The organism is Pseudomonas sp. SH10-3B, assembly GCF_019891415.1.
Lineage (GTDB): Bacteria > Pseudomonadota > Gammaproteobacteria > Pseudomonadales > Pseudomonadaceae > Aquipseudomonas.
In genome coordinates this window covers 99768-118289 of the sequence record NZ_JAFLXD010000004.1, presented here as the reverse complement: position 1 = coordinate 118289, position 18522 = coordinate 99768, and the positions used below count along the sequence as shown (strand labels likewise).

Annotated in this window: 23 protein-coding genes; 18 read left to right on the top strand and 5 right to left on the bottom strand. The window is 55.0% G+C overall.

The window, feature by feature from the left end:
- Positions 1–59: 59 nt before the first annotated feature.
- Together J1G35_RS04815 and J1G35_RS04810 are read right to left on the bottom strand one after the other, a co-directional pair.
- A complete protein-coding gene (locus J1G35_RS04815) occupies positions 60–1025 on the bottom strand; it encodes a hypothetical protein (protein ID WP_223013838.1) in 966 nt (321 codons plus the stop codon).
- Positions 1022–1939, bottom strand: a complete 918-nt coding sequence (locus tag J1G35_RS04810; RefSeq protein ID WP_223013836.1) for a trypsin-like serine protease — start codon at positions 1937–1939, stop codon at positions 1022–1024. The genes J1G35_RS04815 and J1G35_RS04810 overlap by 4 nt, the downstream gene beginning before the upstream one ends.
- A gap of 507 nt (positions 1940–2446) precedes the next feature.
- On the opposite strand from J1G35_RS04810, the gene J1G35_RS04805 reads away from it, so the two are divergent.
- The 13 genes from J1G35_RS04805 to J1G35_RS04745 all read left to right on the top strand — a co-directional run bounded on the left by J1G35_RS04805 (position 2447) and on the right by J1G35_RS04745 (position 14488).
- A complete protein-coding gene (locus J1G35_RS04805; RefSeq protein ID WP_223013834.1) occupies positions 2447–3025 on the top strand; it encodes a phage baseplate assembly protein V in 579 nt (192 codons plus the stop codon).
- Positions 3022–3366, top strand: a complete 345-nt coding sequence (locus J1G35_RS04800) for a GPW/gp25 family protein (protein WP_223013833.1) — start codon at positions 3022–3024, stop codon at positions 3364–3366. The genes J1G35_RS04805 and J1G35_RS04800 overlap by 4 nt, the downstream gene beginning before the upstream one ends.
- Positions 3363–4274, top strand: coding sequence for a baseplate J/gp47 family protein (locus tag J1G35_RS04795; RefSeq protein WP_223013831.1), 912 nt, complete (start codon positions 3363–3365; stop codon positions 4272–4274). The genes J1G35_RS04800 and J1G35_RS04795 overlap by 4 nt, the downstream gene beginning before the upstream one ends.
- A complete protein-coding gene (locus J1G35_RS04790) occupies positions 4274–4894 on the top strand; it encodes a phage tail protein I (protein ID WP_223013829.1) in 621 nt (206 codons plus the stop codon). The genes J1G35_RS04795 and J1G35_RS04790 overlap by 1 nt, the downstream gene beginning before the upstream one ends.
- The gene (locus J1G35_RS04785) at positions 4887–6821 is read left to right on the top strand and encodes a phage tail protein (RefSeq protein WP_223013827.1); all 1935 of its coding nucleotides are present in this window, start codon (positions 4887–4889) and stop codon (positions 6819–6821) included. Before J1G35_RS04790 ends, J1G35_RS04785 begins: the two co-directional genes overlap by 8 nt.
- Complete coding sequence (locus tag J1G35_RS04780; protein ID WP_262417142.1) at positions 6818–7426, top strand: phage tail assembly chaperone; 609 nt, start codon at positions 6818–6820, stop codon at positions 7424–7426. Before J1G35_RS04785 ends, J1G35_RS04780 begins: the two co-directional genes overlap by 4 nt.
- 127 nt (positions 7427–7553) lie before the next feature.
- Complete coding sequence (locus J1G35_RS04775; protein ID WP_223013825.1) at positions 7554–8729, top strand: phage tail sheath protein; 1176 nt, start codon at positions 7554–7556, stop codon at positions 8727–8729.
- Positions 8730–8786: 57 nt separating this feature from the next.
- Positions 8787–9302 (top strand): phage major tail tube protein, encoded by a 516-nt coding sequence (locus tag J1G35_RS04770; RefSeq protein ID WP_223013823.1) that lies wholly within the window; start codon positions 8787–8789, stop codon positions 9300–9302.
- 49 nt (positions 9303–9351) lie between these two features.
- Entirely contained in the window at positions 9352–9687 is a 336-nt protein-coding gene (locus J1G35_RS04765) for a phage tail assembly protein (protein WP_223013821.1), read from the top strand.
- A gap of 8 nt (positions 9688–9695) precedes the next feature.
- Complete coding sequence (locus J1G35_RS04760; protein ID WP_083207100.1) at positions 9696–9815, top strand: GpE family phage tail protein; 120 nt, start codon at positions 9696–9698, stop codon at positions 9813–9815.
- Complete coding sequence (locus tag J1G35_RS04755; RefSeq protein WP_223013819.1) at positions 9805–12786, top strand: phage tail tape measure protein; 2982 nt, start codon at positions 9805–9807, stop codon at positions 12784–12786. Before J1G35_RS04760 ends, J1G35_RS04755 begins: the two co-directional genes overlap by 11 nt.
- A gap of 5 nt (positions 12787–12791) precedes the next feature.
- Positions 12792–13232 (top strand): phage tail protein, encoded by a 441-nt coding sequence (locus tag J1G35_RS04750; RefSeq protein WP_223013817.1) that lies wholly within the window; start codon positions 12792–12794, stop codon positions 13230–13232.
- Positions 13229–14488, top strand: coding sequence for a phage late control D family protein (locus J1G35_RS04745; protein ID WP_223013815.1), 1260 nt, complete (start codon positions 13229–13231; stop codon positions 14486–14488). Before J1G35_RS04750 ends, J1G35_RS04745 begins: the two co-directional genes overlap by 4 nt.
- A 48-nt stretch (positions 14489–14536) precedes the next feature.
- Here the strand turns inward: J1G35_RS04745 and J1G35_RS04740 are convergent, their stop codons facing one another.
- Positions 14537–15928 (bottom strand): P-loop NTPase fold protein, encoded by a 1392-nt coding sequence (locus J1G35_RS04740; RefSeq protein WP_223013813.1) that lies wholly within the window; start codon positions 15926–15928, stop codon positions 14537–14539.
- A 178-nt stretch (positions 15929–16106) separates the two neighbouring features.
- Complete coding sequence (locus tag J1G35_RS04735) at positions 16107–16523, bottom strand: helix-turn-helix domain containing protein (RefSeq protein WP_262417140.1); 417 nt, start codon at positions 16521–16523, stop codon at positions 16107–16109.
- 101 nt (positions 16524–16624) lie between these two features.
- On the opposite strand from J1G35_RS04735, the gene J1G35_RS04730 reads away from it, so the two are divergent.
- Entirely contained in the window at positions 16625–16873 is a 249-nt protein-coding gene (locus J1G35_RS04730; protein ID WP_223013962.1) for a hypothetical protein, read from the top strand.
- A gap of 40 nt (positions 16874–16913) precedes the next feature.
- A complete protein-coding gene (locus tag J1G35_RS04725; RefSeq protein ID WP_154949471.1) occupies positions 16914–17387 on the top strand; it encodes a YmfL family putative regulatory protein in 474 nt (157 codons plus the stop codon).
- 10 nt (positions 17388–17397) lie between these two features.
- Here J1G35_RS04725 and J1G35_RS04720 read toward each other — a convergent pair whose 3' ends face one another.
- The gene (locus J1G35_RS04720; RefSeq protein ID WP_154949472.1) at positions 17398–17613 is read right to left on the bottom strand and encodes a hypothetical protein; all 216 of its coding nucleotides are present in this window, start codon (positions 17611–17613) and stop codon (positions 17398–17400) included.
- Here J1G35_RS04720 and J1G35_RS04715 point away from each other — a divergent pair.
- The 3 genes from J1G35_RS04715 to J1G35_RS04705 are packed head-to-tail and all read left to right on the top strand — an operon-like array spanning position 17612 to position 18474.
- Positions 17612–17803 (top strand): hypothetical protein, encoded by a 192-nt coding sequence (locus J1G35_RS04715; protein WP_223013811.1) that lies wholly within the window; start codon positions 17612–17614, stop codon positions 17801–17803. The two genes, J1G35_RS04720 and J1G35_RS04715, sit on opposite strands and share 2 nt — an antisense overlap.
- Before the next feature lie 12 nt (positions 17804–17815).
- On the top strand, positions 17816–18103 hold the full coding sequence (locus J1G35_RS04710; protein ID WP_169838488.1) for an ogr/Delta-like zinc finger family protein: 288 nt from the start codon (positions 17816–17818) through the stop codon (positions 18101–18103).
- Complete coding sequence (locus tag J1G35_RS04705) at positions 18103–18474, top strand: hypothetical protein (protein WP_223013810.1); 372 nt, start codon at positions 18103–18105, stop codon at positions 18472–18474. Before J1G35_RS04710 ends, J1G35_RS04705 begins: the two co-directional genes overlap by 1 nt.
- The last annotated feature ends 48 nt before the right edge of the window (positions 18475–18522 follow it).

The window sequence follows — 18522 nt, the reverse complement described above, 5'->3', positions numbered from 1 at the left end:
AATACCTTGCCACCCTCAACCCGAAAGTTTATTTGACTTAACGGGCCAACATATAAAACCTAATCGCCTGTTTTGTACTTCTCATCGAGTTTCGATGTCAACTCATCTCCCTTGGCCTTGATAGCATCATTTACAATAGCAAGCGCCTTGTCGCTGGGAACCTTATCAGGACCTTCAATTACTGAAAGACTAACAACATTAAGCGTTGGCTTTTTAACACCCTCAACAAAAGAAAATCTAGATGAAAAGTCATTCGCTCGGTACATATGACCCGCAGGAAAGCCATCTAGAGATGTAATCGCCTTAACATCACTAAAAGCCACTTCCACTGTGAGATCACGTTTTGCTCTATCAAATACGCCTTTGTGCAATGGGTGAGGATACCAAAGATAAGTTGGCGCTATTTTATAAACATACTTATCCTCAGGAGATTCGGCACCTGATATAATTTCCGCCTTAATTTCAACAAAAAACACAGGATTACCAACCAAACCATTTAATGGACTTGGAGAGTTAACTCCCGACAAGCGATATTCGCCAAGAGCAGTAATGAAAGTTTCGAGCTTTTCATTCATTCCATTTTTAACTTGAATTTTTCTAAACGTGTCTTTCGCAGTAACCTCACCATCATTACTAAAGCGCCCATAAACTGCTAAAATACAAAGCTTTGGTGATGGAGCAGGGGCAGGAAGAGGAACAATACTGGAGTCACTTAAAAAGGAAACCCCCGATACTCTCACATCCCCCTGCAAATATTTAATTGCTATATCAACTTGATCCTTGCCATATGCAGCGACCTGTTTTATCGCAGATCCAAGTACCACCGCGCCAAGCGGCAGCGCAGTCTCCATTTTTAGTGTTTCTGTAGCACACTTGCTTCGAACTTGCGAAAAGACTCTGAGTTCTTCAATAGGATCGCTAAGCTTTACATCCTCAATATTGTAGTCTTTTGTATTTACTGTTTTAGGTCCCCAGTTGCACGCTGCAAGCAAGCTGGAGGCAAAAAAAATAACTATTCTCTTCATTTCAATATCTCCGCTAAAATATCTGAAGTAACAGCAGTATTCATTTCCATTGCAGCACATTCCCCACCAAGCCCTCCCCCCGAATGTACGCCAACCAGACTTACTGAATTATTTTTTACAGCATATACAGGTGCTCCAGAAAACCCAGTCAACGTACTGCAAGTATATGCAATGCATCCACTCCTAACCTCATAAGGAATACAAGCATTTTTTATTTTGCTCCACATTATTACCTCAGACACACCATCAATATTATTTCCGGGTATAGGAGTGTTTATTTCGACCCCTGGAACAAAAAGCTGAGTCTTACTAGAAATCGTGGCCAGAGAAGTATTCAGAGGCGTATAACCCTCATCAAAACCCTCCATTCCTGAAGGTTCTACCAAAGCGACATCGCAATTTTTCTTATCACAGACTGTTACCTTTATATCGTATGGCCTATCTAATAAAATCTTATAGTTATCATACGGTGATGCCTTACCTAAAAAACAATGCGCCGCTGTGACCCACTTTAGTTTTCCGACGTAAGACGCCATACAAAAGTGCATACCATTATAAGTAATAGATGTCACCTTACCTTTAAGTGAATTATAAATCGCCTCCCCAGACTTATCCTCTCCATTATTTCTTTGAAAGCAGTTCAAAACAGCATCTGCACTTACTGTATTCGTACTAAATGCGTCACCACCTCTACAACCAATCCTTACAGCCTCCCTTAGAACTTCAGCATAGTATTCCGGCGTTAGTGATGATTTGATCAAAGGATTGTATGCATTTTTAAAAACGTGACCGTCAAGCACCGCTAAATTATCTTTCCCCACCGTTTCTTGAATTGTGTAATAACGCAACATTGCGATGGGAGTTCCAATCGCGGCGGTCATTAACACTGGGATAAGGAGCCATTGGTTTCTCATGAACATTCCCCCCTAAATAAAAATTCAGTTAAGACCTTTTTTTTAAAACGTCAATAAAAAATTTTCTTTCAAAAAAATCACATCACCAAACATAACTAATTGATTATTATATATTTTCTAAAAAACCAATAAAAAAATTCGTCACCGACCGAAAAAAAATGGTCACCGATTTGATTTTTTACCAACCAAAATTTGGCTCAGAGAAAAAAAACCGCCACGAACGAAGTCTAAAAAAAGGATTTTGTCGTCCTAAAGAATAGTATTGCTGAAGCCAACTGCACCTGAGGTCCCGGCAATGGACAATGGTCGAGAGCTTATTAATTCAACAGAATTGGTTTCAATGTGGCACCCAAACCAACTCACCAACTACATCAAAACTAACTAAATCCCCCTCATACTCCTTAGAACAAATTTTAAATGTCAGCTGAGTTTTTAAATAGTTGTAAAATCCGGACTTACAACTGACAGAAGCAGCACTTCTGCACAAGTGGCGCGACCATCGGCGCCATGAACGACTTCGCCGCCCTCTCCCGCATGCTCGAAAACCTAATCCGCTTCGGCGTCATCGCCGCCGTGCAGATGAAGCCCCCGCGCGTGCAGGTAAAAACCGGAACGCTGACTACCGCCTGGCTGCCGTGGCTCGCCCTGCGTGCCGGAGCCGATCAGGAGTGGGATCCTCCCACCGAGGGCGAACAGGTGATCCTGTTCAGCCCATCCGGCCAACTCGCCAACGGCGTCGTCGTAACCGGCCTGTTCAGCGACCACATTCCCGCCAACGGCAACCGCGCGGGCCTACACCGTCGCACCTACGCCGACGGCGCGGTGATCGAGTACGACAGCGTCGCTCACCACCTCAACGCGACCCTACCCGGCAACGGCACCACCAGCCTGGTCAGCAAGGGCGGAATCAACATCATCGGCCCCATCAATCACCAGGGCGACTACAACCAGACCGGCAATCAGAACGTGGTCGGCCGGGTGGACGTTTCGGTAGACGTGGTCGCGGCGGGTGTCAGCCTGGTCAATCACCTGACCTCAGGCGTCAAGCAGGGCACCGATCAGTCCGGGAGGCCTGTACCAACATGAACCGAGAAACCGGCGCCGACATCAGCGAACTAGACCACATCGGCCAGAGCATCAGTGACATCCTCACCACCCGTATCGGCACCCGCATCATGCGCCGCGAATACGGCAGCCTGTTATCCGAGTTGGTGGATCATCCCTTCAACGACGCAACGCGCCTGCGCCTTTACGCGGGCACGGTCATGGCGCTGATGCGCTGGGAACCCCGCATAAGTCTGAGTCGTGTGCAGTTCCTCGGCGCGAACCTGCAAGGGCAATCGGTTCTGGAGCTGGAAGGTTCTGTCGTCGACAGCAATGAGCCGCTGAGCTTGAGCGTGCCTTTGCAAATGGGTGGCGGCGTATGAATTCCTTTGCCGCGATTGACCTCAGCCAACTCCCTGCGCCGCAGATCGTGGAACAGATCGACTTCGAATTGATCCTTGCCGAGCGCAAGGCCTACATGATCAGCCTGTGGCCGATCGAGGAACAACCGCAGATTGCCGCCCGCCTCGACATGGATTCGGACCCCCTGGCCAAACTGCTGCAAGAGAACGCCTATCGCGAAACCATCTGGCGTCAGCGGGTCAATGAAGCATCTATGGCGAACCTGCTGGCCTTCGCCAGAGGCCCCGACCTGGACCAACTGGCGGGCAACTTCAACGTCAAACGCCTGGTAGTCCAAGAAGCCAAACCCTTGGCGGTTCCACCCGTGGCACGGATTATGGAAAGCGATGACAGCTTGCGCGAACGGGCGCAAATGTCTTGGGAAGGGCTGAGCACTGCGGGACCTCGCCAGAGCTACATTTTTCATGCGCGCGGGGCAGATGGCCGAGTTGCCGACGCAACCGCTGAAAGCCCATCGCCTGCCGTCGCAGTCGTCACCGTACAGGCATTGCTTGGTGACGGTACGGCATCTGCCGATCTGGTCGCCGCCGTCAAGGCGTACCTCAGCGACGATGACCGCCGGCCTGTGGCTGATCGCCTGACCGTCCAAGGCGCGCAAATTCTCCGCTACCAGGTCAAAGCCAAGCTGTATCCGCTGAGCAGCGGCCCAGAGTCGGAACCCAGTTTGGTGGCTGCTGAGAAAAGCCTGCTGGCCTACGTCAGTCAACGTCGGCGGCTGGGTATGGAGGTTTCGGAATCAGCCATCCATGCCGCGTTGCACGTTGAGGGAATTCGAAAAGTCGTACTGGAAGACTGGGTAGATATCGTCGCCACCAAGGCCCAGGCGCCCTTCTGTACCGGAATCACCGTCACGCGGGGTGCCGAGTAATGGGCGCTCAGCAACTGCTGCCGGGAAACTCCACGCCGCTTGAGCGCCAAGCAGCACAAGCACTGGCGCAGATTCAACGTGTACCGATCCCACTGCGGCAGCTGTGTAACCCGGACGACTGCCCGATGGTGGCGCTGCCCTACCTGGCCTGGGCCTTCTCCGTCGACCGCTGGGACAGCAACTGGACAGAAGCCACCAAGCGCGCGGCCATCCGCTCATCCCGCTACATCCACGCTCACAAAGGCACCATCGGCGCTCTGCGCCGCGTTGTCGAGCCGTTGGGTTATCTGATCGAGGTGCAGGAATGGTGGCAGACAGTGCCCGAGGGAGTGCCCGCTACCTTCGCATTAAAGGTCGGCGTGCTGGACACCGGTATCACCGAAGAAATGTATCAGGAACTGACCTGGCTGATCGATGACGCCAAGCCGCTCACCCGCCACCTGACCGGCCTGGCGATCAGCCTGGAAACCTCAGGCGTTTTGAATATCAGCGTCGCCCTGTACGACGGCGATGAAATCGACATATACCCGCCGGTCATGCGTGACATTGAGGTCTCCGGGACCATCGGCGTGGTTGGTCGCGAACACTCCATAGACACCCTGGACGTTTATTATGATTGATGCGAATTCGCAGTTTTTCGCCATCCTCACTAACGTGGGTATGGCTAAGCAGGCGAACGCTGACGCGCTCGGCATTCCCTGGAAATTCAATGAAATGGGCGTGGGTGACGCAAACAACACTGACCCCATCCCCAGTGCGTCGCAGACTCGCCTGATCAACGAATGGCGCCGCCGTCCTTTGAATCAAGTTCGGGTTGATCCGGCGAACCCGGCTGTGATCATTGCTGAGCAGATTATTCCGGCTGATGAAGGCGGTCGATGGATTCGCGAAATTGGTGTGTACGACGCGGACGGCGATCTCGTGGCGGTCGCGAACTGTGCGCCGACCTACAAATCGCTGCTCTCCCAAGGATCGGGCCGCACGCAAGTAGTGCGGATGAATTTCATTGTGTCCAGCACCGGAAATATCACGCTGAAGATTGACCCGGCCGTGGTGTTGGCGACTCGCGAGTATGTCGATCTGCGGATTATGGAGGAGCTTTACAAGCTCGATAGCAAGCAGTCGGTACGTGTGGCCACAACGGCCAACATTGCGCTGGCGGGGCTTCAGACCATCGACGGTATTGTCTTGGTAGCGAGTGATCGTGTGTTGGTGAAAAACCAAGCGGTCGCTAAAGACAACGGTTTGTACATCGCGGCTGCGGGCGTTTGGGCTCGGGCGCCGGATGCCAACAGCAACGCCGAGGTCACATCAGCCCTGTTGGTATCTGTCGAGCAAGGTGCGACGCTGGCCGACACCCGCTGGCAACTAATCACCGATGGCGTGATTGTCCTGGGCGTTACAGCGCTGACGTTTCAGAACGTCACGCAAGGCTTTGCACCGATCAACTCGCCAGCTTTCTTGGGTACGCCAACGGCCACGACACCGCCACTTTTCGCGAACGATAAGTTGCTTGCTACGACTGAATACGTCATGCGTGCATCCGGCAACTATCGTGGCTTTACCAATGCTGTCGCTAGCGCCACGCTGACCGCAGGGGCAGTTGGTACGCTGGTCTCGACGATAGGGGCTTTTACGCTGACGTTGCCAGCGGCTAACGCAGTGCCATCGGGAAGCGCGATTCATTTTCGCAACATCGGCAACGGTGTCGTGACGGTGACCTGTGCTGGGGCGGACTGGATAAACGGCGGTAACGGTAATCAGCCGATCAGCATTTTGCTGCAGCCGGGTGCAACCCTTGCCCTGGGCAGTAACGGCGCCAATGCCTGGTGGGCGTCTGGTTCGGCTCAGTTGCAGTTTTCCAAGGTGTTCGGCTATACCCCGGATCGCTTTGATAACACCAAACTGTTCGCGACTACCGAATTCGTAAAGCAGATGGGTATGGAGTGGGGCAGTTTCAGTTCCGTTTCTGCCAGCACGACACTTTCCAATGGAAGCGTCGGTAGCATCGTTAACGTGGGGGCAGCCGCAGCAGTGACCATAACCCTGCCACCAACTGCGCCTATCGCGTCTGGCGGGATGATCAAGGTTGTAAGCGGTGGTGCTGGCGCTGTAACCATATCTGGGTCGAACGGCGAGATTTGTACGAACCTGAGCGGTAGCGCCATCAGCCTTGTTCTTGGTCAAGGGGATTCGGCGATATTGGCACGCCTGTCGGGCGAATGGCGATTGGTCGGCGGCTCTGTCGCGCTTAGACACGCTGCCATGTTTGCAGGATCGACTTCCACAAGCGGCCACCAAAAGTTGCCGAATGGGCAGCAAGAGTGCCGAGGGACATTTATTGCCAGCGCAACGCCAGGGGCACCTGTGGCTGTGAGCTTTCCACTAGGATTTGGCCGGGTTGATGAGGTGGTTATCACTCCCGTTAACGCTTCAACGACTACCTCGTCGGCTTGGCATGATTCCGCGTCCAGCTCGGGGTTTAACGGCCGCTGCAATATTCCCTCAGCAGTTTGTCACTACATTGCAAAAGGAGCGGCGGCATGACGGTATGGGCAAAGTGGTCTGATGATGACCAGAGCTTCCTATTCTCGGACAGCGACAACGGCGGGACTCAGCTCACATCAGACGAATACGACACCCTGATGGCGGGCCTTCATCAGGGGCAGATTATGGTGTCTGTCGATGGCGTCCCGGTGCTGACGGATCTACCTCCAGCGCCCCCGCCTGCAATGTGGGCCAAGTGGGTCGAACAAGATCAGCGTTTTCTGTTTTTGGATCGCGACAACGGTGGATTGAAGATCACCGTTGAGCAGCATGCCGAACTGCTGCAAGGTCAGGCTGACGGTCAGGTGTTGGCCTTGTCAGAAAGCGGCTACCCAATGTTGATTGATCCACCTAATCCGTCCCCGGACTTTCTCGCATCCGTTGAACGTCTATGGCGCGACGGGCAACTTGCGGAGACTGATGGCGTTGTTTCGCGTCATCGAGACGAGTTGGAAGAGGCTATGGAAACCACATTGACTGCCGCGCAGTACACAGAGCTTCAGGCCTACCGCCGAGCGCTGCGCAATTGGCCTGAAACGGGGCAGTTTCCGTTGATTGAACACCGACCGCGTGCACCCGCTTGGCTGGCCGAGCAGTCTCAGTGATTCCCGCCAGGCGGCATCCGCTGCCTGGCCCTGTAAACCCCAACCCTACAAGTCCCGACGCTCGCCCATTCGGCGCGCGCGCGGCAGCCTGTGCACTGTCATTCCATCACAGCGCAGGCAACCACCCATGGCCGGTTCAGACTATCTCCACGGCGTGCGGGTTCTCGAACTCAACGACGGCACCCGCCCCATTCGCACCATCGCAACCGCAGTCATCGGCCTGGTTTGTACGGCTGAAGATGCGGACCCACTCGCGTTCCCGCTGGACACCCCCGTTCTGCTGACCAACGTCCAAACAGCGATCGCAAAGGCTGGCGTTAAGGGCACTCTGGCATCCAGCCTGCAAGCCATTGCCGACCAGACCAAGCCCTACACTATCGTGGTGCGGGTCAAGGAAGGCGCAGACGAATCAGCCACCATCAGCGCCCTGATCGGCACCACCACCGCCGACGGCAAGTACACCGGCATGAAAGCCCTGCTCGCCGCCAAGGCGCGCGTGGGCATGACACCACGTATCCTCGGTGTGCCAGGCCTCGACAGCCAGCCGGTGGCCGCCGCCCTGGTATCGATCGCCAAGGACCTGCGTGCCTTCGCCTACGTCAGTGCGTGGGACTGCAAAACCAAGGAAGAGGTGGTCGCCTACCGCCAGAACTTCGGCGCCCGTGAGGTCATGGTGATCTGGCCGGAGTTCATGAACTGGAACACCGTCACCAGCGCTACCGTTACCGCGTCTGCAGTGGCTCGCGCCCTGGGCCTGCGGGCTCTGATCGACAAGGACACCGGCTGGCACAAGACCATCTCCAACGTAGCGGTCAACGGCGTGACCGGGATCAGCGCCGACGTGTTCTGGGATCTGCAAAACCCGGCCACCGACGCCAACTATCTCAACAGCAACGAGGTCACCACCCTGATCAGTGAGGGCGGCTTCCGCTTCTGGGGGAGCCGCACGTGCAGCGACGACCCGTTGTTTGCCTTCGAAAACTACACCCGTACCGCGCAGATCCTCGCTGACACCATGGCCGAAGCGCATATGTGGGCCGTGGACAAGCCCATGCATGCCTCCCTGGTGCGGGACCTCCTCGAAGGCCTCAACGCCAAGTTCCGCGAGCTGATTGCCCAGGGCTACCTGATTGGCGGCAGTGCTTGGTACCCGGAAGACATCAACGACAAAGACACCCTCAAGGCCGGCAAGCTGACGATCGATTACGACTACACGCCTGTACCGCCCTTGGAAGACCTCACCCTGCGCCAACGCATCACCGACCGCTACCTGATGCAGTTCGCCAGTCAGATCAACGGCTAAACCGGGGCTCCCCGCAAGGGGAGTTAACCCCCTGCCAAACACCCGGAGAACACCGTCATGGCTATGCCACGCAAACTCAAGAACCTCATGCTGTTCAATGACGCCAACGCCTACAGGGGCGTGGTGAAGTCCGTCACCCTGCCTGCCCTCGGTCGCAAGATGGAAGCCTTTCGTGGCGGCGGCATGAACGGCCCGGTCAAGGCTGACCTTGGCTTTTCCGACGACGGTATCCAGTTCGAATGGAAGACTGGCGGCCTGGACCTGATCAGCCTGAAACAGTTCGGCATGGTCAACGCATCGGGTGTTGGCTTGCGCTTTACCGGCGCCTATGAGCAGGACGACACGGGCGAAGTCAGCGCCGTGGAAGTAGTTGTGCGCGGTCGTCACGAGACCATCGAAATGGGTGACGCTCAGCCTGGCGAAGACACCGAGCATTCGATGACCACCACCTGCACCTACTACAAGTTGACGGTCGACAACGAAGAGATCATTGAAATCGACCTACTGAACTTCATCGAGAAGGTCGGAGGCGTCGACATGCTGGAAAAACAGCGCAACGCCCTGGGCATCTGATAGCCCACCCGCGACATAACACACTTGCCCACCACCAGGAGCTCTTCCCATGAAAACCGAAACGACCGAACAACCCGACGTTAAACCGCTGGTCGACGACAACACCGTCACCCTCGATACGCCTATCCGCCGTGGAACCACCAGCATCGACAGCATCACCCTGCGTAAACCCAACTCGGGCGAGCTGCGCGGCGTGAGCCTGGCAGAGCTGCTGAATATGGATGTCAACAGCCTGGTCAAGGTGGTTCCGCGCATAAGCACCCCTACCCTCACCGCCGTCGAAGTGACGTCGATGGACCCGGCCGACCTGTTCGCACTCGGCACCAAGGTGTCTGGTTTTTTGCTACAGAAATCGATGAAGACGGACGCATCCCTCGTTGCGTAGAGGACGCCATGGCCGACTTGGCCGTGGTTTTTCACTGGGCGCCGGCTGACATGGATCAGTTGGGCTTGAAGGAACTGATGGACTGGCGCGAGCGCGCCAGGGTGCGGAGCTCCACCGATGGCAAATGATCTGAAACTTCAGGTGCTGCTCAGTACCATCGACAAAGCTACCCGCCCCCTGAAGCACATCAGCGAGGGGGGCATCCAGACCGCACGCGCCCTCAAGGACGCTCGCGACCGCCTGAAAGAACTCACGTCCCAACAGAAAGACGTCAGCGCCTGGCGGGCTCAGCGCGCGGCTGCTGAGCAAACCGGCGCGTCTCTCACCGCCGCACGAGACCGCGTCAAATCCCTGAGTCAGGAACTCGCCGCCACCGACGCGCCGACCAGGGCAATGACCAGGAGCTTTCAGTCGGCAGTACGTGAGGCCACACGACTCAAGCAGCAGCACCAGCAGCAGAGCGAGCAGTTGCAAGGCCTGCGTTCGAAACTCTACGACGCCGGCATCAGCACCAAAAACCTTGGGACCCACGAGCGCCAGCTGCGCGAGCAAATCAACGCCACCAACGTCAGTATCAGCACCCAAGGCAAGCGCATGGCCGAGCTGAGCGCCCAGCACAAGCAGGCGGTGTTGGCCCGCAGTCAGATGGAAAAATCCCAACGTGCCGCCGGCAATCTTGCCGTGAACGGCGCCGCTGGCCTGGGCGTTGGCTATGCAGCCAGCCGCCCCATTGCCGCCGCAGTGAAGGCCTTCGCACCCAACGAGGATTCCGCCACACAGCTCAAGGTGTCAATGATGGACGACACCGGCAAGGTCTCGGAGGACTTCCAGAAGATCACCGACCTGGCCACCAAGCTGGGAGACCGCTTGCCCGGTACCACAGCTGACTTCCAGAACATGATGACCATGCTTCGGCGCCAGGGCATCAGCGCACAGAGCATCCTCGGCGGTACTGGTGAGGCCGCAGCATACTTGGGCGTCCAGTTGAATATGGGAGCCACGGAGGCGGCTGAGTTTGCCGCCAAGATGCAGGACGCCACGCGTACCAGCGAAAAAGACATGATGAGCCTGATGGATACCATCCAGCGTGGTTTCTACGCTGGCTTGGACTCGGACAAGATGCTCCAGGGCTTCAGTAAAATCGCGCCTGTCATGGATACCATCAAAAAGTCGGGACTTGATGCGGCCAAGGAACTGGCGCCGCTGTTGATCATGATGGACCAGGCAGGCATGGACGGAAGTGCGGCAGGTAACTCCTTCCGCAAAATCTTCCAGGCTGGCCTGGACCAGGACAAGGTTGATAAAGCCAATAAGATCGCGGCGGGGGCTAAGAAAGGTGTTTCGCTCAAATTCACAAATTCTGACGGCAATTTTGCTGGCCTGGAGAACCTGTACGCGCAGGTGGAAAAGCTTAAAGTTCTGAATGACACCGACCGCACGGCTGTAATCAGCAAGCTCTTTGGGGATGATGCTGAAACGCTCACCACCTTGAATACGATGATGAACAAGGGTCTGGCCGGGTATAAGGAGGTCCAGCAGAAGCTGCAAACCCAGGCCAATCTGCGTACACGAGTCAACGAGCAACTCAGCACCCTCACCAACATCATGGAGGCCGCAGAAGGTAGTTTCACCAATGCCATGGCAGAGTTCGGTGCAGCGGTAGCGCCGGAACTCAAGGATCTGATCAACACGCTGGGGGAGATCGCGAATAGCGTTGGCACCTGGGCTAGGGAGAATCCCAAGTTGGCCGGTGGCCTGGTCAAGGTCGTGGCCGCGATTGCTGCGCTGGCATTCGTTTTCGGCGGTTTGGCATTGACTATGGCGAGCATGCTTGGCCCGTTCGCGGTGCTGCGCTACGGCATGACAATGTTCGGTCTTCAGGGTGGCGGCATCACCAAAATGCTCAGCCGGCTAATGCCCACACTGACCGGGTTGGCCCGCAACGTCTTCCCTATGTTAGCGCAGGGATCACGGATGTTCGCCACTACGCTAGGCGGTGCTATCAGTACAATCGGCAGTGCGATCCTGGCAACACCCATTGGCTGGTTAATCGCAGCAATTGCAGGTTTAGTAGCTGTCGGGCTTCTTGTTTACAAATACTGGAAACCGATAAAAGGTTTTTTCATCGGCTTCTGGCAGGGACTTAGCGCAGCTCTGCAACCGGCGCTCGATGGCTTTAGTAAGTTCGGCGACCTACTGGGCAGCCTGGCGAGAGCCGCCTACTCAATTCCGGTTGTCGGTGACGCTTTGCGACTGCTCGGCAGCATCGTACAGCCAATATTCAACATGATCTCCACCGGCATCAGCGAGCTGATTCGTTGGTTCAGAGACCTGCTGACGCCGGTTGAGGACGTCGGCGGCGCAGCCCAGTCGATGGGGCAGCGATTTGGTGCGGCCTTCGGCAATATGATCACGACGTTGCTTCAAAGCATCGGCTCAATCACCACCGGTGCCGTTAACCTATGGGTCAATATCAAGACCAGTTTTGACCAGGGCCTTACTGGCATTCTTCAGCTGATCACTAACTTCAGCCCACTTGGCATGTTCTACCAAGCTTTCTCCGGGGTTATGAATTACTTCGGCTTGGAACTGCCGGGAAAATTCACAGAGTTCGGCGGCATGATCGTCAACGGTCTGATCAATGGATTGACGGCTGGTCTCGGTTCCGTCAAAGACGCCATTGGCTCGATCGGCGACGCCAGCATTGGTTGGTTCAAGGAAAAGCTCGGTATCCACAGCCCGTCGCGCGTGTTCGCGGAGTTGGGCGGGTTCACCATGGCCGGGCTTACCCAGGGCCTTGAAGGTGGACAGAACGGACCGTTGAACGCCCTGACCAGCATAAGCAAGCAGCTGACAGCGGCAGGCACCTTGGCCCTGGGCGTCACGGAGATGCCGGCGTTTGCCGTGGACAACACGCCGCCAATCAGCAGCTCGCCTGCGGCTGCTGTTTACGACAGCCACGACACCTACAAAATCACCATCACGGCAGGACCTGGCACCGACATGCAAAGCCTGGAAAAGAGCATGCGCGCGATGATGGCCCGCATCGAAAACGAAAAGAAAGCGCGTCAGCGCAGCAAACTCTCTGACCTGGAATAACCACCATGATGATGGCCCTCGGCATGTTCGTGTTCAGCCTCAGAACCGCCGCCTACCAGGAACTGCAACGTCAAACCGATTGGCGCCACGCCAGCAACAACCGCGTAGGCACCGCTCCCGCGCGGCAATTCGTAGGCCGTGGGGATGACGCCATCACCCTCCCCGGCATCATCTTCCCCGAGTTGGCGGGCAGCGCCGTCAGCCTCGACGCGATTCGCTTGATGGCGAACACCGGCAAGGCCTGGCCCATGGTCGAGGGTACCGGGAGGATTTATGGGCTTTGGATCATCGACAGCCTGAGCGAGACCAAGACCGTATTTTTCAGAGACGGCACTCCTCGCCGGATTGAATTCACCCTAAGCCTTAAGCGGACCGACGACGACCGAATCGACCTGCTCGGCGCCGCTACCAGCATCGGCTTCAACATCCTGCGAGGTTTGCTGTGATCGACCTCCTCATCGCCAAGGTCACCGGTTATCTGCGCAACACCGCCGAGCGCTACGTCCGCGACGCGGCCTATCCTGTGCCCGCCTTCCGGCTCGCCGTCGACGGCCTGGACATCGCCCAACTGATCAGCCCGCGGCTGATGAGCCTGGAGCTGACTGACAACCGCGGCGTCGAGGCCGACCAACTGAGCATCACCCTGAGCGACCACGACGGCCTGCTGACGATCCCACCCAAGGGCGCGGTGCTGCGCCTATGGCTGGGCTGGAGCGACACCGGCCTGGTCGAGAAAGGCACCTACACCGTCGACGAAACCGAGCACAGCGGCTCGCCGGACGTGCTCAGTATTCGCGCTCGATCGGCAGATCTACGCAAGGGTCTGAAAACCAAACGCGAGCGCAGCTGGAGCAACACCACCCTCGGCGACGTCCTGGGCGATATAGCCATTGGTAACGGTCTCACCACCACCATTGCTGGCACTCTCGACAGTTTGCCCATCCTGCAGCTCGACCAGGCCAACGAATCCGATGCCAACCTGATCAGCCGCCTGGGCGAAGAGTTCGACGCGGTGGCCAGCGTCAAAGCCGGGTGCCTGCTGTGCTTGCCGGCGGGCGGAGGCAAGACCGCCAGCGGTCTGGATCTGCCGCACATCACCCTCACCCGTGCCGACGGCGACCAGCACCGTTACTTGCAAGCCGACCGCGACAGCTACGACGGCGTACGCGCGTATTACTACGACGTGAACAGCGCCAAGAAACAGGAAGCCATTGCCGGCGGCGGTGACAACCTCAAAGACCTTCGCCACACGTACAGCGACCAGCAGTCGGCCTTGCGCGCCGCCCGTGCTGAGTTCCGACGCCTACAACGCGGCAGCGCCACCCTCAGCTACAACCTGGCAATGGGCCGGCCCGATCTGATCCCCGAGCTGACGTACACGCTCCAAGGCGTGAAGGCTGAAATCGACGAGATCATCTGGTACGGCGGCAACGTGCAGCACAGCCTGAGTGCGGATGGCGGCTACACCGTCAGCCTGGAACTGGAGAGCAAGCTGCCCGAGGACAACGTTGAAGACCTGGCGGAAGATAACAAGGACGATTACACAGGCATCATCGCGTACTACCGCGACCAAAAAACCGGAAAGGAAAAGACGATTACGGTGGGGGATCAGGCGAAGCTAAGGCGATTGCGCTGGCTGTATGCCAGTGAGAAAACGGCCAAACGGGCAATAGACAGAGAATGGGCGAAGTCCAACCGTTAGTGCACCTCACCCAAACGAATCTACACTTTTTCTCGGAACATCCACTCGCTAGGTGATTCTATGCGCAAGTTCTACGAGCTTTTTGTAAAGACGTAGTGTATCCAGATCCCTGTAACCATATCGAACAACATTTTCTCTCCACCCTTTCATATTATTCAATAGCGTTCGCAAGTCTTCATCAGATGAATTTAGAAGCCGCGTATACAGCTTTGCAATTTGCCCTAAGTTTTCTTGACTACCAGAAAAAGTAAACTTAACAGGAAACGCCTTACTTGACTCATACTCATCAATAGCTAAATCGGACTTATCTCCGACTTCTAATGACTGATATAGCTCCTCATCTGCAGCCTTAGAAAATATCAGGTAAGCCGCCCAAAAATAATGAAAGCTGTGAGCAGGAAGTGCACTAGCCATACTATTAATTTGCTGAGAATAGCGAAGCATTTCTCTAAGCTCGACCCTGAAATATTTTGCCATCCCGACCAGAATCAAGGCGCATTCTGGATAATTCGGCTCATTAGTAAAAATAGTACTGCTAGATGGTTCTATGCTTTTCGCACCCTGAACATAACTCGACGAATAGCCAGAAGTAGAAATTTGCAGACCGACATAATTCGAATCAAATTTCGCACACTTTGCAACTTTATAAATATCTGTATTATCAAGCCTAAATTCAGCATCAAAAAATCTGCTCAGGTAGCGTTCTGAGAAGAATTTCTCACCGTAAACTGCTCGTACAGAATGAGCTAGCTGGGTCGAGTCTGAGGCTACAATAAAGCGGCAATCCTCAAGCTCGAAGAAATGCTTGACCCTTTCGAGAAGTTCAATAGCGTATGTTGGACGGCATCTATCCAACTCATCAATAAAAATAAACGCTGGGCTTTTTTTATCAAAATTTAGCCCCGCCTGCGCTAGCTTTTCGAGAATAGCTTCTTTGAATTCTTTAACGTGAGTCGCCGTTTTAGATTGCTCTTTTATTAAAGTCTCTACCACCCCTTTTGCCAAGTTACCAGAGTCATCTGCCGCTTCTTTTCCAAGCAACTCCTCAACCTCAACTCCTGTAAACTTTTTTACAAGTCCTTTAGCAATCAGAGGTGCAGCTTTTTTCATCAGTGTTGACGCAACTCTAATAACATTTTTACCAGCATCCGTTGAACCAAGAGAGGCACTGTCCATAGTTTGCTGTTCAATGCATGTGACAAGTGCTATAAGGGGCTCAGCTGTATAGTCTGTTTCCCAAGCATTAAAAAAAACACACACGTGATTCTCACTGAGCTCTCTTTTCCAACGACTTAAGAAGAAAGACTTGCCCGCCCCCCAAGGAGAATTAACATTCAAAACTTTAATATGGGGATTTGCTAGAAGATAAGAAGTTAGAAACTTAGCACTAGGCTCACGCCCCATGAGGTCATCGGACCAGACATTTCCACCATCACTCATAATGCCGCCTCACAAATATGAGGCTCAGTTACCAAAACATCAAATTCGATTTTCATAACTACACTTCCCTATGATTTATATTATATAATCTGTAGATCCATACAACGCTATTAGCCTGCAAGCTGCTATTATAATTTCAAATCGCAACTATAAGCTCGTAAACTTCAATCGCCACAGACTATGCTGGCCGTTTAGTATCGGCAAGGGCGTCAGTCAAATCCTTTAGGCGCTGCTCTATGTCCCTTATGCGTTTCTTTTCTTCAGCAGCGCTCTGTATCTCCCGCCTGTCGGTCTCTTCCAAAGACCGGAACAAAGCCAAGATTGCGTCTTCCTGAGGGCTAGTGACTGGCGAAGCAGTGGGCGCAACTGGCCCACCTCGCAACATTGCCCCTTCCCCTGTGAGCAGCCAATCCAGCGAAACGCCTTCAGCCTCGCTTACGTTTACGCATAACGCATAAGGAATGGACTGCCGGCTACGCCAGCTTCCCAACGTCTGTCGATTAACGTCGAGCTTACGCGCCAACTCGCTATCGCTATCAACGGCAAAGACTGTCATCAAGCGTTCGAGCACGGCGTCGAGAGACTTTTTCTGCATTTTGAATAAATACCGCTTGATTTATTTAAATAGAATAAATAGGCTTATGCGCAATGAGTACATCTTAACCAACTAGGAACACATCAACCATGAGCCAAGCCATGGAAAAGCGCCAAATCCAAGCACGGCTCATTGAGCGCGGTAGCAACTTTCGTCAGTTCGCGCTAAGTCACGGCTATGAAGTGCGCACGGTGACGCAAGTGGTTCAGCGCTGGGCTGGCAACAAAAAGCTGCCTCGTGGCCGGTTGACGTTCCAGATCCTGCAAGACCTGTCGCGGGTAATAGGTAAGGAAGTGCTGCCGGGAATCCTTGCGGAGACCACCGAGCAAATCTCTGCACAGGCCGTATGAAATGACTGTAGGGGCGACGACTCCAAGGAGAAACCAGAAGATGAAACGCCCAGTTCTAGACAGCAGAAAGAGCGTCGTTATGGCCGTGATCGGCGCCTACCCAGGCGGTCGGATGTACGCCTCGGCAGATCTCGGCATGCCGCTGAAGAAGTTCGACAACCAGGCCTACGAGAACGCCGGCAGCCGCCCGCTGACCGATGAACACATTCATCGTCTGGAGCAAGTCGCCGGGACCACCTTCCTGGCCGACTACATCGCTTCAATGTACGGCGGCATGTTCGTTCCGCTGAGCGTCCCGGAGAACCTGGACAACGTGGAGTTGTACAGCCGTTCTCTCAAGGCATCGGCCCAGCGGGGCAAGGTAGACCAGATCATGTCTGCGGCCCTGGATGACGGCGTGATCGAAAGGCGTGAAGCCGACGCGATCATCGCCGCCCTAATCACCTACATGTCGGCCCGCTACGCAGAAGTCTTCGCGACGATCCAGCTTTATAGCCAAGGAGCCGTCCAGTGAGTTCTTGCCTTCAGCCCTTGCCGAGCCGCGCCTTGATCTCTTTCAACGCGGTGGCTACGTCGTCAACAGCAAAGCGAATGTCTTCGGCACTCACGACTAGCCCCGGCGCTTCCTTGTCGCTCAGCTTTATCGCATCTCGACCACGCATGACCTTCTCTAGCGCTTCATGCCGCTCCTGCAAACGTTGCAGCAAGCGTTCGACTTCTTTTTTTGAGTGAGTACCCATGACCTACATCCTTGAAGAAGAAAGGAAACATCTATCGGATCTGCTGGTGATCGCTCAACAGCGACTGGACACATTAAAAGAAATCGTCGCCATCACCAATCATGACTGCTCCGGCACTGACATCCGCCTAGCCATCGGTGACGCAATCACCCCGCTGAACATTGCCTACGAAGACGCGGAAGCGCTGTAAAGGAAGCCGGTTATGAGTACTTACAAGCTGGTCTGCCCCCACTGCCACAGCCGCATGCGCATCCGCACCAGCGAAGGCCAGCATATTTTCCTGCGTATCACTTACATGCAGTGCACGAACGAAGCCTGCGGCTGGGCAGTGCGTGCTGAGTTTCAAATGACCCACGAACTGAGCCCAAGCGGCATGCCCAACCCAGCTGTAAAGCTGCCAGTTGCAGACGTGGTCATTCGTCGCCAAGCAATGAAAACGGCCAACGATCAACCCGATCTGCTGGACCAACTGGAAATGGAGCGCGCGTGATGAACCTCGATCAACAGACTCATGACTACCGCAGCAGCATGCAACAAGCTGCTTTCGCTTACCTGCAACGCCATGATGCAGAACATCTGGTGGACTCCGATCTGTTATTCGATCGCTGCATTCGCCACCTGACCCTTGCATTGGAAGTGCCTGTGTTCATGGCACCCAAACTTGTCCACAACGCCTGGACTGAACTGCAGGTCATCAAACAGCGCAGTTGGATTGGAGTTGATTGGGGCACTGCGCCTGAAAGTTCCCGCGTCCACCTGGTGGATGTCCGCGCTGACCAACGCTTCCCGGTACCGGCTCGGTTTCTGCCACAGAAACTCCTCGACCAGCGCAGCGCCGTACACAAGCAACACCCTCAGTAACGCTCCCTTTTACCCCCCCGCCCCATCCCCAATGGGTTTGGGTGAGCT